12 protein-coding genes and 1 pseudogene are annotated in these 13050 nt (G+C 66.5%); 4 read left to right on the top strand and 9 right to left on the bottom strand.

What is annotated here, in order from left to right; all coding sequences use genetic code 11:
• Positions 1-168 precede the first annotated feature (168 nt).
• Positions 169-1134: a LysR family transcriptional regulator gene (locus M9917_RS11715; protein WP_297253855.1), complete on the top strand. Its 966-nt coding sequence runs from the start codon at positions 169-171 to the stop codon at positions 1132-1134.
• A gap of 7 nt (positions 1135-1141) precedes the next feature.
• On the opposite strand, the gene M9917_RS11710 is transcribed toward M9917_RS11715, so the two are convergent.
• The 5 genes from M9917_RS11710 to M9917_RS11690 are packed head-to-tail and all read right to left on the bottom strand — an operon-like array spanning position 1142 to position 6947.
• Positions 1142-2236 (bottom strand): mandelate racemase/muconate lactonizing enzyme family protein, encoded by a 1095-nt coding sequence (locus M9917_RS11710; RefSeq protein WP_297253854.1) that lies wholly within the window; start codon positions 2234-2236, stop codon positions 1142-1144.
• A 7-nt stretch (positions 2237-2243) separates the two neighbouring features.
• The gene (locus M9917_RS11705; protein ID WP_297253852.1) at positions 2244-3680 is read right to left on the bottom strand and encodes an NAD-dependent succinate-semialdehyde dehydrogenase; all 1437 of its coding nucleotides are present in this window, start codon (positions 3678-3680) and stop codon (positions 2244-2246) included.
• Positions 3681-3733: 53 nt separating this feature from the next.
• Positions 3734-5491 carry a GMC family oxidoreductase gene (locus M9917_RS11700; RefSeq protein WP_297253850.1) on the bottom strand — a complete coding sequence of 586 codons (1758 nt, stop codon included), beginning with the start codon at positions 5489-5491 and terminating at the stop codon, positions 3734-3736.
• Complete coding sequence (locus M9917_RS11695; protein ID WP_297253848.1) at positions 5488-5958, bottom strand: nuclear transport factor 2 family protein; 471 nt, start codon at positions 5956-5958, stop codon at positions 5488-5490. Before M9917_RS11695 ends, M9917_RS11700 begins: the two co-directional genes overlap by 4 nt.
• Positions 5959-5966: 8 nt before the next feature.
• Complete coding sequence (locus tag M9917_RS11690; RefSeq protein WP_297253846.1) at positions 5967-6947, bottom strand: fumarylacetoacetate hydrolase family protein; 981 nt, start codon at positions 6945-6947, stop codon at positions 5967-5969.
• A 52-nt stretch (positions 6948-6999) separates the two neighbouring features.
• Here M9917_RS11690 and M9917_RS11685 point away from each other — a divergent pair, with 52 nt between their 5' ends.
• From M9917_RS11685 to M9917_RS11675, 3 genes are read left to right on the top strand one after another with little or no spacing between them, the layout of a single operon-like run.
• On the top strand, positions 7000-7158 hold the full coding sequence (locus tag M9917_RS11685; protein WP_297253844.1) for a hypothetical protein: 159 nt from the start codon (positions 7000-7002) through the stop codon (positions 7156-7158).
• A 35-nt stretch (positions 7159-7193) separates the two neighbouring features.
• Positions 7194-8279, top strand: a complete 1086-nt coding sequence (locus M9917_RS11680) for a mandelate racemase/muconate lactonizing enzyme family protein (RefSeq protein WP_297253842.1) — start codon at positions 7194-7196, stop codon at positions 8277-8279.
• 10 nt (positions 8280-8289) lie between these two features.
• The gene (locus tag M9917_RS11675) at positions 8290-9120 is read left to right on the top strand and encodes an IclR family transcriptional regulator domain-containing protein (protein WP_297253840.1); all 831 of its coding nucleotides are present in this window, start codon (positions 8290-8292) and stop codon (positions 9118-9120) included.
• A 13-nt stretch (positions 9121-9133) separates the two neighbouring features.
• Here the strand turns inward: M9917_RS11675 and M9917_RS11670 are convergent, their stop codons facing one another.
• The 4 genes and pseudogenes from M9917_RS11670 to M9917_RS11660 form a co-directional block, all read right to left on the bottom strand.
• Positions 9134-9559, bottom strand: coding sequence for a nuclear transport factor 2 family protein (locus tag M9917_RS11670; RefSeq protein WP_297253838.1), 426 nt, complete (start codon positions 9557-9559; stop codon positions 9134-9136).
• A 56-nt stretch (positions 9560-9615) separates the two neighbouring features.
• Complete coding sequence (locus M9917_RS21770; protein WP_367273923.1) at positions 9616-10506, bottom strand: branched-chain amino acid ABC transporter permease; 891 nt, start codon at positions 10504-10506, stop codon at positions 9616-9618.
• A gap of 150 nt (positions 10507-10656) precedes the next feature.
• A pseudogene (locus tag M9917_RS21765) lies at positions 10657-11517 on the bottom strand (branched-chain amino acid ABC transporter permease); the annotation flags it as partial.
• 275 nt (positions 11518-11792) lie between these two features.
• A complete protein-coding gene (locus M9917_RS11660; RefSeq protein WP_297253835.1) occupies positions 11793-12995 on the bottom strand; it encodes an ABC transporter substrate-binding protein in 1203 nt (400 codons plus the stop codon).
• Between the last annotated feature and the right edge of the window lie 55 nt (positions 12996-13050).

Below are 13050 nucleotides of genomic sequence, written 5' to 3'. Positions count from 1 at the left end.
ACGAAAGCGCCCATGCGAGAAGGTTATGACCGAGCCCTTCCCCATGCTGGTTTCGAACCGCGCATCCCAGGAAACGACAACGGCAGTTCACCCTTGAATTGGACAGTCGGCAAATATCATGTTGTTTTGGGGGCATTCCCGTGAGGAATGGCTCTGGCACGACCGACGATGGATCTCCGAAAGCTTCGCTATTTCAGCCATGTCGTCGAGGCGCGCAGCATCAGCAAGGCGGCGGAGACCCTGCACGTCGCCCAGCCGGCCCTCAGCAAGAGCATTCAGGCGCTGGAGGACGCGTTCGGAACGCCGCTTCTGCAGCGTTCGGCCAAGGGCGTCGCGACGACGGAGGCCGGGGCGCGGCTCTACGAGCATTGCCAGATCGTCTTCAAGCAGCTGGACCGGGCGCGGCTCGACGTCCGCAAATCGATCGAGCGGCCGTCCGGCGTGGTCACCGTCGGGCTGCCCCACAGCCTGATGACGGTGCTCGCGCTGCCGATGCTGCAGCGGACCCGGGCCCGCTATCCGGATGTCCGTATCGAGCTCAAGCAGGAGCATACCCATGTGCTCGGCAACAACCTGCGTGGCGGCAAGCTCGACTTCACGATCATGGCGACGCCCCACTCCGCGTCGGGGCTCGTCTGCAGGCCGCTCGTCGAGGAGGAGCTGCTGTTCGTCGAGCCGATCCCGGACGGCGACGGCGAAAGGGGCATTCATATCTCCTTCCTCGAGGCCTCCAGTCGCGAATTCGTCCTGCCTTCCGTCGGAAACGGCCTGCGTGCCTCGGCCGAAGGGCATTTTCGCGCCCGATTGCTGCCCCTGAACGTTCAGTACGAGGTCGATGCGATCGCGTTGATCGTCCAGTGCGTCGAAGCCGGGCTCGGCGTGTCGCTGCTGCCGGGCGGGTGCCTGAGCATGGACATCGATCAGGGCCGCGTCAGCGCCAAGCCTTTCGCCGAAGGCGGGTGCCATCGTCGCATCGTGCTCTGCCATGCCGACGAGGCGACCTTGTCGCCCGCGGCGGCGACCGTGATGGCCCTGGTCGAGGAAGTCGCGCGCGAGCTCGTCATCAGCGGCCAGTGGCTGGGCGCGCGGCTTTCGCCCAAGATCGCCGCCGTCGACCTGCAGGCAACCGGATAGCCCCGGCCTATGACAGCTGGAAGCGGGCGATGGCCGCCCGGTCGGGCTCGAGGCCGAGCCCCGGCGCCTCGCCGAGCTCCAGATAGCCTGCCTTCGGCCATGGCACATCCTTGAACATGGCATAGGACCACGGCATGTATTCGACCGTGTAGCCGTTGGGGATCGCCGCGATCAGATGCAGCTGGATCTCCGGGGCGAGATGGCTGACCACGGGCTTGCCCAGCGCCTCGGCGAGCCTGGCGATCTTAAGCCAGGGCGTGATGCCTCCGGCGCGGAACGGATCGATCATCACGAAATCCGGCGGAGCGAGATCCAGCAGAAGCCGGAAGCCGCTGAGGCCGTAGATGTATTCGCCGGCCGCGACCGGCATCGGCAGCGCGGCGTTGGCGCGCGCCTGGCCGGGAAAATCATCGGCCGGCGCCGGATCCTCGATCCAGGTGAGATCGAACTCAGCCAGCGCCTCGCCCATCTCGATCGCCCGCTGCACGCTCCAGCGCTGGTTGATGTCGCACATCAACGCGACATCGGGGCCGAGCGCCTCGCGGATCCTGCGGATGCGGTCGATCTCCACATCGGGGCGATGCTCCCCCGGCAAGGCGAGCTGCATCTTGACCTGCCTATGGCCCGCCGCGACGAGGCGCCCGCAGGAGCGCTGGATCGCGTCGAGGTCGAGCTCGCGCATCAGCGCGCCGCTGGCATAGGTCGGCACGCGCGAGCCGTCGGCCCCAAGCAACTGCCAGAGCGGCTGGCCTGCGACCTTGGCGCGGATGTCCCAGAGCGCGATGTCGATCGCCGCGAGCGCGAGCGTGAAGATGCCGGCAGGCCCCGAGCCGCCGGCCGCCGCGACGATCCTGGCGATGATCGCATCGTGCTGCGCGGGATCGAAGCCGATGCAGAGCGTGGCCATGTCCTCGACCGCGACCTTGAGCGCGCGCGACAGCCCCGCGCCGAGGAAGGTGAAGCCCACCCCCTCGACGCCCGCATCGGTCTGGAGCAGCAACAGGACGTTCGGCCGCTTGCCGTTCGGATTCGCCGGCTCGAGACCGAGCGGCTCGTCGGCGGGCAGGCCCAGCAGGAAGACTTCGAAGCCCGTTATGCGCATCGTAAGATCAGTCCACCGTCGAATGCGTGACGAATTTGGAGACGAGATAGGCTTCCATCGCCTCGCTGCCGCCTTCCGATCCGTAGCCGCTGTCCTTCACCCCGCCGAACGGCGTCTCCGGCAGGCCGAGCCCGTGATGGTTGATCGAGACCATGCCGGATTCGACGGCTTCGCTCACCTTCGCCGCCGTGCTGGCCGAGCGGGTATAGGCATAGGCCGCCAGCCCGTAGGGAAGCCGGTTCGCCTCGGCGATCATGGCATCGAAATCGGCGAAGGGCTGCATCATCATGATCGGGCCGAAGGGCTCGTCGTTCATGATCCTGGCGGAACGCGGCACGTTCTCGAGGATGGTCGGCTCGAAGAAATTGCCCTGGTTGCCGATGCGGCGCCCGCCGGTCGCGACGGCGCCGCCAACGTCGACGGCATCCTGCGTCAGGCTTTCCATGGCCTGGACGCGGCGCGGATTCGCCAGCGGCCCCATGTCGACATCGGCCTCGAAGCCGCTGCCGACCTTCAGGGCGCGCGCATGCGCGACGAGATTGTCCTTGAACGCGCCATAGACCTTTTCATGGACGAGGATGCGCGTCGGCGAGGTGCAGACCTGCCCGGCATTGCGGAATTTGAAGCCGGTCAGGAGCTTCGCGGCAAGCTCGAGATTGGCGTCCTCGAACACGATCGTCGGGGAATGGCCGCCGAGCTCCATCGTCACGCGCTTCATATGGGCGCCGGCCAGGCTCGCCAGCTCCTTGCCGACGGCGGTCGAGCCGGTGAACGAGACCTTGCGGATCACCGGATGCGGAATGAGGAAGCCGGAGATCTGGCTCGGCACCCCGTAGACGAGGTTCACGACACCGGCGGGAATGCCGGCATCGCCCAGCGCCGCCACGATCCGGGCGAGCGCGGCGGGCGTCTCCTCGGGCCCTTTCAGGATGATCGAGCAGCCGCTCCCGATCGCCGCCCCGATCTTCCGGGCCGCCTGCGCCAGCGGGAAATTCCACGGGCTGAAGGCGGCGACCGGCCCCACCGGCTCGCGCCGGACCGTGAGCGTCACGTCGGGCACGCGCGAGGGGATGATGCGGCCATAGACCCGCCGGCCTTCCTCGGCGAACCAGTCGAGGATATCGGCCGAGGATTCGACCTCCTGGCGGGCCTGCGCCATCGGCTTGCCCTGCTCGCGCGTCAAGAGCGGCGCGATATCCTCGAGCCGCTCGCGGATCAGCGCCGCGGCCTTGCGCATCAGCTTGCAGCGCTCATAGGCCGAGGTCGCGCGCCATTGGCGGAAGCCTTTCGCCGCGGCGGCGCAGGCATCCTCCAGATCCTCGATCCCCGCGACGGCGACCGCGCCATGCTTCTGGCCCGTCGCCGGGTCGACGACATCGAGCGTCCGGTTGCCATGGCCGTCGCGCCAGGCGCCGTCGATATAGAGTTGCACGGTTGCGGTCATCGTTCGTTCCGATCGTGGACAGGGGTGGCGGCAGGCGCGGCCTCGGTGTCGTCTCAGGCCGCGGAAGCCACGGCGCCGGACGCGGCGGCGGCCCGCTCCTGCTTGATCAGGTCGCTGATGCGCTCGGCGACCATGATCGTCGGCAGGTTGGTGTTGGCGCAGGGGATCGACGGCATCACCGACGCGTCGCAGACGCGAAGCCCGTCGACGCCGTGAACGCGCCCGCTGCTGTCGGTGACGGCCAGCGGATCGCCCGCCTCGCCCATCCGGCAGGTGCCGACGGGGTGCCACACGCCCGTGACGCTCCTGGTGATGTAGGCATCGAGAACCGTGTCGTCGCGCAGGATCTCGGACATCGAGGCCCCTTCGGTGACGAATTTCCGGATCAGCCAGGGCCGCATCGCCGGCAGCGCGTCGAGCATCGACGCGAAGAGCTGCATCACGACCTGGTTGCGCAACCCCGGCGAGGAATAGCGCCTGACGCGGTCGGAGTAATTGGCCGGGAACGCCGTGCTGGAGATCTTCGCCACGCTCTCCGAGCGCGCCAGCCCCGCAACGAAGCGGAAGGCCTCGCGCAGCCTGCGCATGTCGCGCTCGTCCGACAGCATCCGGAAATCGACGACCGGCTCCGCGCCCGCGCCAGCCAGCCGCACGCTGCCGCGCGAATAGGCCTTGTCGACCCAGACATAGAACGTGCCGATCCGGCGCCCCATGGCGTGCCAGCCGGATCTGGCGATGACCGCCAGGCGCATATCGCCTTGCGGGCAGTCCTCCAGTCGCGACGAATAGCGGAAATGCGCCTGGGTGTGGTGGCGCTCCGCCTGCCTCATCCGGGCCGCGGGCGCGAGCAGGCAGGAGACCGAGATGACCGGGTGCTCGATCAGGTTGCGCCCGACGCCGCGCCGGTCGGCGACGACCGCGATGCCGAGCTCGGCCAGATCCGGGGCCGGGCCGATGCCGCTGCGCATCAGCATGGCGGGGCTGTGGATCGTGCCGCAGCTCAGGATCGTCTCACGCGCCTTCACCGTCCGGCGCGCGCCGCTGCCGGTGGCGACGACCGCGCCGATGGCCTGCCTGCCCTCGAAGACGATCCGCTCGACCTCGGTCTCGGTCAGCACGGTCAGATTGGGCCGCGCCCGCGCGCCCGGGTCGAGATAGGCATAGGCGCAGGAAACCCGCTGGCCGTTCTCGTCGACCGAGGTCGCGACCGGCATGACGCCGTCCCGCCAGTCGCCGTTCTGATCCTCGATGAAGGGATAGCCCTGGCGGCCAAGCTCGCCGGCCACGGCCTGGACGAAGCCCGACCAGTCGGCCCTCGGGAAGCGGCTGATGGCGATCGGGCCGTCGCAGCCGTGCAGCGGGCCCGAGAAATTCAGGTCGCGCTCGAGCTTGCGGAAATAGGGAAGCACCGTTTCCCAGCTCCAGCCCTCGGCACCCATGCCCTCCCACTCGTCATAGTCGGTTGGCGCGCCGCGATTGGCGCAGAGCCCGTTGATGCTCGATCCGCCGCCGAGCAGCCGCGCCTGCTCGTAGCGCGCGATCCGCCCCGCCTCGGGGTCGTTGCCGCGCCCGCCGCCCAGGCGCGCCTGCAGGCCGCGCCACGTATAGTCCGGGTTGAAATAGGCCTTGCCGGGGTAGTTGGACAGAACGTCGGCTGTGGCCGTCGCCTTGGTGATGTCCTTGCCGGCCTCGACCACGAGCACGCTCACGCCGGGGTCTTCCGAAAGGCGGGCCGCCAGGGTGCAGCCCGCCGAACCGCCCCCGATGATCAGGTAGTCATAGGTTTCGGCGCCGGGATCGAGCTCGCTCAACGCTTCGTCTCCTGGGCGCCGAGCGCGAGCGGGGACGAGGCGCCTTCCCGCGCGAAGATCCAGGTGATCAGGCGCTGCTTGAAACGCCAGCGCCCATCCGCGCCGCGCTCATAGACATCGTCGTAATCGGCGACGACCAGGGGCTCGGCCGGATGCGGCGGATAGCCGTCCCTGGCGAAGAGGGTGAGGATGCAGGAGCCGCCGACGAGACCGTCGGCGAGCGGGGTCAGCCTGAGATTGCTGAAGATGTGCCGGGCCGTGCGCGGTCCGTGGTCCTTGCGGCGCTGGTAGCTGTCGCGGATGGCCTCGCGCCCGACGCTGCGCTGGCCGGTCGAGCGGCCATAGACGCCGTCCTCGGTGAAGAGATCGGGCACGCGCTCGGACTGGTCGTGATCGATCAGATAGGCGAATTCCGCGTTCAGCGCGTCGATCTCGAGCCGCAGCAGGATGAGGTCGTGAGGAGTCATGTCCATGGTCAGCCTAGCGAAGTGACCGGGCTCGACAAGGTGCCGATGCCCTCGATTGAAACCGAGACCGGGCCTCCCAGCACGTGCAGATCGACATTCTGCACCGCCTTGCCGGTTCCGCCGACCCGCTTCAGCGCCGTGCCCATGGAGACGATGTCGCCTGGCAGCAGGGTCATGTAGCTGGAAATGAAGGCGATGACCTCCGGAACCTTATGCGTCAGGTTCTGCGTGTTGTCCTCGGTCACGAGCTCGCCCTTATGGGCGCACTGGATGTCGAGCGCGTGCGGATCGGGCACGTCCTGGCGCAGCGCAATCCACGGGCCCATCGGGGAGAAGGTGTCGCTGCCCTTGTAGCGCCCGGAATAGGACACGTATGAATCGACGTATTCGATGGCGTTGGTGCCGTCGTTCTTGGGATGGATCGCGCGATAATGGAAGGTGTCCTCGCGGCGCATCGTCGGCGAGGTGATGTCGTTGTGGACCGTATAGCCGAAGACGTGGTCCAGGGCCTCGGCGGGCGTGATGTCCTTGGCCATCTTGCCGATGATCACCGCGAGCTCCGGCTCGGGATGCACGCGCCCATAATGCTTCTTCACGACGATCGCCTCGCCATGCCCGATCAGGGCATTGGCGGCCTTCACGAACACCGCCGGATGGCTGGGGCCGGACATGATCCGGTCGGCATTGGCGCTGTTGTTCAAGGCGAGGCAGCAGATCTTCGAGGGCTTGCGCACCGGCGGATGCCATTGCACCCGCGCCGGATCGATGGCGGGAACCGCCGCCGCATTGGCGCAGAGCGCCGCATGGATCCGCGCCAGCGCCTCGATCGCGGCCGGGCCCGCCCCGATCAACTCGACCATGTCATAAGCCCAGGGCGCGATCGCTCCATCGAGAATCCGCTGCGCTTCGGGAACGCTCACGATCTGGCCGTTCGGGCCCTCGATCGCCAGCGCATCCTGCTCGTCCACTCTCACGCTCGCGATCTTCAAGGGATGATACCTTTCTGCAGCCGCCGGAACGCTCCGACCGGAACCGGCTGCGATGGCCGCCCGTCTCAAGGAGAAACAGCGTCCGGGCAAGGGCTGCCACCAGCCGTCCGGACACCTTCAGCAAAGCCGTTCGGGAGCGCAAACGGCTTGTCCGGAAATTTCAATGGCTGAAATCCGTGCGCATCGGCAAAGCCCGGCGACGCTGCTGTGATAGGGCCCGATATCCAGACGGGAGGGAGAACGCCTGTGAAGATAACTTCAGCCGAAACCTATCTTCTGTCCCTGCCGTATCGCACGACAGGCGGGTTCCACTACATCGCCGGCCGGCCTTCCAGCGCCTTGTCCATGCTTCTCGTGCGTATCGGCACCGAGGACGGGCTGACCGGCTGGGGCGAGGCGTTCGCGCATGCGGCCGGTGCCGCCACCAAGGCGATGCTCGACAGCCTGGTGGCGCCTCTCCTGCTCGGCGAGGACGCGCGCGACATCGCCGCCCTGATGGAGGCAATCAGGCGCAAGATCCACCTCTTCGGGCTGAGCGGCCCGGCGATCTATGCCGTCTCGGGGATCGATCTCGCGCTGTGGGACCTGCGCGGCAAGCGCGAGGGCAAGCCGGTCTGCGAGCTGCTGGGCGGGCGCGCCCGCGAATTGGAGGTCTATGCCAGCTTCCTGCGCTGCTCCTCCGACGAGGCGCTGCGGAAGACCTGCGAGGACGCGCTCGCGCAAGGCTACCGCACCGTGAAGCTGCACGAGATCACCATCGAGCGGATGAGCCTCGCGCGGCTGAGCCTGGGCGCCGATGTGGCGCTCGCGGTCGACACCAACTGCCCCTGGAGCGTCGACGAGGCCGGTCTCATCCTCGAACAGGCCCGCGCGCTCGACCTGCACTGGATCGAGGAGCCGCTCTGGCCGCCGGACGACTATGCCGGGCTCGCCGGGCTTCGCGGCCGCGGCACGCCGATATCGGCGGGCGAGAACACCTCCTCGCTCGAGGATTTCCGCAGGCTTCTCGCGGCCGGCGCGCTCGACGTGCTGCAGCCGAGCGTCTGCAAGGTCGGCGGCATCACCGAAATGATCCGGATACTGGATCTGGCGAAGGCCGCCGGCGTCGAGGCCGTTCCGCATTGCGGCTATATGGGGCCGGGCTATCTGGCGAATCTGCATCTCGTCGCGGCGCTGCGGCCGGACGCTCCGGCCGAACGGCTTTTCATCGAGCTGGAAGCCTCGCCCTTCGCCATGCCGGCCGTGGCCGACGGGCGAACCACCGTGCCCTCCGGGCCGGGCCTCGGCTGCGATCCCGACATGGACGTTGTCAGGAAATGGCTCGTCGCCTAGCCTTTCTCCCATGCCCGACGGAACAGTGCAGACGCGCGACATCGGCTCGGAACCCGCCCGGATTTCCGAGCAGCGCAGCTATGCCGACGTCAATCTGGTGCGGCGCACGCTGGCGATCCTGGAATGCGCCAACCGGCTGAAGCTGATCACGGTGGGCGCCATCAGCGAGGATTGCGGCATCCCGCCGAGCAGCGTCGTGCGCATCCTGGAAACGCTCTGCGCCGAGGGCTACCTCACCCGCATCTCCCGGCGTGGCGGCTATTCGCTGACCTCCAAGGTCAAATCGCTCAGCGCCGGCTTCCACAGCAAGTCGCTGATCATGGAGGTGCTTCAACCCGTCGTCGACGGGCTGACCCGGGAATATCTCTGGCCCTTCGCGGTCGCGACCCTCGATACCGATGCGATGGTGGTCCAGTACTCGTCCATCCCGCTGAGCCCCTTCGCCCATGTCAGGAGCACGCTGCACAAGCGCGGCTCGCTGATCAGCAGGGCCCATGGCCTGGCCTATATGGCCTTCTGCGACAGGCGCGAACGAAACCTGCTGATGAAGCTCGCCCTGGAGCGCGACTTCGCCGAGGACCGCATCGTCACCAGCAACTATCAGTGGCGCAAGGCGCTCAGGCAGACGCGCAAGGCCGGCTATGCGACGCGCCTGTCGAACGCCGACCCGTTCACGAACTCGCTCGCGGTGCCGATCGCCATCGCGCCCGGCACCGTCGTCGCGACGATCGGCGTCACCTATTTCCGCAAGGTCGCGAAGCCGTCGCAGATCGCGCGCATGCTGGTCTCGCTCAAAAGTGAAGCCGCCGTCGCGGCCGAGACCATCCGGCAGCGGATGTGACGCAAGCCTTTCGTCAGCGGTTGTTCTTCAGGGCCATGTTGCCGGCGATGTCGTGCACCAGCTCCTTCTTCCTGAACCGCCAGGTCCCGCCTTCCCGGGTCCACTCGTCCTTGTAGGTCCCGCCCATGACCGGGATCAGATCAGGCCCCGATTCACGCACGACGAGATAGTCCGAGACCGATCTGGCGCTGTCGCCATCGACCTTGATGATGATGTTGGTGATGTAGTGCTTGCGCTGCGGCCCCTCGCCTTTCAGCGGCACGACGCTGCGCAGCATCGCCTCGATCGCGGCCCGGCCGCGCGCCTCGCCATAGTCGGTGGTCCACAGGCCGTCCTCGGCGAACAGGCCCGCGACATCGGCGAAGCGGCCGGCATCGAGCGCGTGGCAATAGGCGGCCATCGCTTCGCGGATCGTATCCTTGTCTTCCAGGACGGACATCTCGGTCTTCTCCTATCCACACGCGTGGAATTTCAAACAGTGTCGGGCTTCGCCTCTCAGGCGACGTTGGCGATCCGGGAATCCGGCAAGGGCTTGGCCCGGACCCGCCGGCGATAGGCATCCCGCACCGAACCGACCACGCCGACGATCCCCTCGCGGAAGCTCATGACGCAGACGACGAAGACCACGCCCTGGATGACCGTCACCCAGGCGCCGAACGGCGCGAGGTAATACTCCATGGTCGTGACGATGGCCGCGCCGATGACCGGCCCGAACATCGTGCCGATGCCGCCCACGAGTGTCATCATGACGACTTCGGCCGAGGTGCCGCCGGCCACGTCGACCAGGGACGCGACCTGGAAGACGATGGCCTTGAGCGCGCCGGCAAGGCCGGCGAGCGCGGCGGCGAGCGTGAACAGCACCACCTTGAAATGATTGACGCGATAACCGAGCGAAACCGCGCGATCCTCGTTTTCGCGAATGGCCTTGATGATCTGGCCAAAGGGAGAATGAACGATCCTGTAGATGAACACGATCGCCGCTGAGATCACGATCAGCAATATGAAATAGAGAACATAGTTGTTCTCCAGCGAGAACAGGCCGAAGAGCTTGTTGCGCGGCACCGACTGCAGCCCATCCTCCCCGCCCGTCGCCTTGAGCTGGACGGATGTGAAATAGACGAGCTGGCCGAGCGCCAGGGTGATCATGGCGAAATAGACGCCTTGCCGCTTGATCGCGATCATGCCGAAGAGCAGGCCGAGCAGCCCCGAGCAGAGGACGGCGAAGAGCACCGCCAACTCCGGCGTGAAGCCCCAGAATTTCAGCGCGTATCCGGCGACATAGGCGGCCACGCCGAAATAGGCGGCATGCCCGAAGGACAATAACCCGCCATAGCCCAGCAGCAGATTGAAGGCGCAGGCGAACAGGGCGAAGCACAGGATCCGCATCGCGAAGACGGGATAGACGAAGAACGGTGCCGCGATCGCGGCGAGGATCAGCAGGGCCCAGCCGATCTTTTTCGCCCTGGCCGGCAGCTCGCGCCACCAGCGCTCGCCATCGGGGCGCGCCAGCAGCGCGTTCGCCTTCGACCCGCCCATCTTCCCGAACAGGCCCTCGGGCCGGGCGATCAGCACGCCGATCATGACGATGAAGATGATGATGCTCGCCGCCGGCGGATAGAGGAATTTCGTCAGCCCCTCGATGACGCCGAGCGCAAGACCGGTGATGACCGCCCCGCCGATCGAGCCCATCCCGCCGATGACGACGACGGCGAAGACGACGTTGAGGATATCGACGCCCATATTCGGGCTGACCGAGAAGATCGGCGCCGCGAGCACGCCGGCGAGCGCGGCGAGCGCGACGCCGGCGCCATAGGTCAAGGTGATCAGCAACGGCACGTTGATGCCGAAGGAGCCGACCAGAACCGGGTTTTCCGTGGCGGCGCGCAGATAGGATCCGAGCTTCGTCTTCTCGATGATCGCCCATGCGGCCAGGCACGCCAACAGGGAAAACAGAATAACCCAGCCACGATAGATCGGCAGGATCATGAAGCCGAAATCCCAGATTCCGGTGAGCTCGTCGGGGATGCTGTAGCGCAGGCCGGCGCTGCCGTACTGGATCCTCGCCAGGCCCTGGATCACCAGCGCCAGGCCGAAGGTCATCAGCAGCCCGTAGAGATGGTCCTTGTCGTAGAGGCGCCGGATCAGGAGGCGCTCGAGCACCACGCCGATGACGCCGGTCAGGATCGGCGCCAGCAGCAGCGCCCACCAATAGCCGAGCCCGGCATAGGTCAGCAGCATCCACGAAATATAGGCGCCCAGCATGTACTGCGCGCCATGCGCGAAGTTGACGATGTTGAGCATGCCGAAAATGACCGCGAGCCCGAGGCTCAGCAGCGCATAGAAGGATCCGTTGATCAACCCGACGGTCAGCTGGCCGAATAGAGCGTCTAGATTCATGTCCGTGTCTGCCTACTGGCAAAGGGCAACCGAGGTGAAGGGCTCGGTTGCCGTGATTGCGACCATCGCTGGAGGTTTCGAGCCCAGCAGATCGCATGGGCTCGAAAATACACTGAAACAAGGAGCCGGGAGCCATTCCGCGCGGCCGGCCGGGGCATGCTGCGATTGCCTGGAAACGAGGTTCAGACATCGATCCCGGGCCGAGCCCGGGATGACGCCGTGGTTTCCTGAAAAATCAGCACGCTTCCGGCGCGGAACGGCCGCGGGCCCGGATCCTACTGGAGCGTGCAGCCGGCCTCGGCCGGCGTCCGGAACGCCTTCTCGGCCGGGATGCGGGACACGATCTTCAGGAAGTCCCAGGGAAACTTCGATTCCTCGGGCGTCTTGATCTGGACCAGGAAGCGATCGAACGAGACCCGGCCGTTCTCCATGATGCGGCCGCCCTTGGAGACCAGACCGTTGACCGGGGTCTCGCGCATCTTCTTCAGCACGGCCTGGGTCTCCAGCGTGCCGGCAGCCTTCACCGCGTCGAGGTAGTGGGTCATGCCCGCGTAAAGCGTCGCATGGCTTTCATTGGGCATCTTCTTCATGCGCTCGAAGTAGCGCTTGGCCCAGGAGCGGCTGGCGTCGTCCTGATCCCAGTACCAGGACTGCAGGAACTGCAGGCCGCCCAGCGTCTTCAGCCCGACGGTGTTGATCTCCGTCAGGAACAGGATCGGCGCCGCGATCTTCTGCTTCGCCATGATCCCGAATTCGGAGGCCTGCTTCATCGCCGTCACGAGATCCGCGCCGGAGAGCGCGAGCACGATCACCTTGGCGCCGGAGGCTTTCGCCGCGAGCAGATAAGACGACATGTCCAGCGTGTTCAGCGGGAAGGTGACCCTGCCGAGGACCTTGCCGCCGCTCGCCTCGATCGCCTTGCGCGACACGTCCTCGAGCTGGTGGCCGAAGGTGTAGTCGACCGTGATGAAGAAGAACGTCGAACCCGGCTCCGAGGCGAGCGCGGTCATCAGAGGGGCGCTGTTCGACCAGTTCTCCGCGCCCCATTGCTGGCCGTTGGGCGAGCAGGCCTTGCCGATCAGGTCGGACGAGCTCGCCGTGGTGTAGATCGCGATCTTGTCGAGCTTGCGGGCGATATCCTGCACGCCCAGCGCGATGGCGGAGGAGGCGAAATCGCTGATGACGCTGACGCCCTTGGTCTCGTACCATTCCCGCGCGATGCCGATGCCGGTATCGACCTTGTTCTGGTGGTCGGCGACCAGCACCTCGATCGGCCGGCCGAGAACGGAGCCGCCGAAATCCTCGACCGCCATCTGCGTGGCCAGAACGGAGCCGGGTCCGCCGCTGTCGGCGAAGTTGCTCGACTGGTCGCCCAGCACGCCGATGCGAACCGGATCGGCAGCCATCGCATGAGGAGCGAGCATGGCGCTCCCCATGGCGACCGACGCGGCAACCAATGCTGTCATTGCAAATTTCATCTGGATCTCCCCACTTCTGCTGATTTTCTTTCGTTGGACTTCTATCGCGGCGGCC

Source organism: Bosea sp. (in: a-proteobacteria) (assembly GCF_023953965.1).
Lineage (GTDB): Bacteria > Pseudomonadota > Alphaproteobacteria > Rhizobiales > Beijerinckiaceae > Allobosea.
Note: the sequence above shows the minus strand (reverse complement) of the source record. Positions and strands in the feature narration are given on the sequence as shown.

What these genes read in the sequence shown, in the direction of transcription:
- M9917_RS11715 (WP_297253855.1), top strand. Translation starts at nt 169, where the DNA reads ATGGATCTCCGAAAGCTTCGCTATTTCAGCCATGTCGTCGAGGCGCGC.
- M9917_RS11710 (WP_297253854.1), bottom strand. Translation starts at nt 2,236, where the DNA reads ATGCGCATAACGGGCTTCGAAGTCTTCCTGCTGGGCCTGCCCGCCGAC.
- M9917_RS11705 (WP_297253852.1), bottom strand. Translation starts at nt 3,680, where the DNA reads ATGACCGCAACCGTGCAACTCTATATCGACGGCGCCTGGCGCGACGGC.
- M9917_RS11695 (WP_297253848.1), bottom strand. Translation starts at nt 5,958, where the DNA reads ATGACTCCTCACGACCTCATCCTGCTGCGGCTCGAGATCGACGCGCTG.
- M9917_RS11685 (WP_297253844.1), top strand. Translation starts at nt 7,000, where the DNA reads ATGGCCGCCCGTCTCAAGGAGAAACAGCGTCCGGGCAAGGGCTGCCAC.
- M9917_RS11675 (WP_297253840.1), top strand. Translation starts at nt 8,290, where the DNA reads ATGCCCGACGGAACAGTGCAGACGCGCGACATCGGCTCGGAACCCGCC.
- M9917_RS11670 (WP_297253838.1), bottom strand. Translation starts at nt 9,559, where the DNA reads ATGTCCGTCCTGGAAGACAAGGATACGATCCGCGAAGCGATGGCCGCC.
- M9917_RS21770 (WP_367273923.1), bottom strand. Translation starts at nt 10,506, where the DNA reads ATGCGGATCCTGTGCTTCGCCCTGTTCGCCTGCGCCTTCAATCTGCTG.
- M9917_RS11660 (WP_297253835.1), bottom strand. Translation starts at nt 12,995, where the DNA reads ATGAAATTTGCAATGACAGCATTGGTTGCCGCGTCGGTCGCCATGGGG.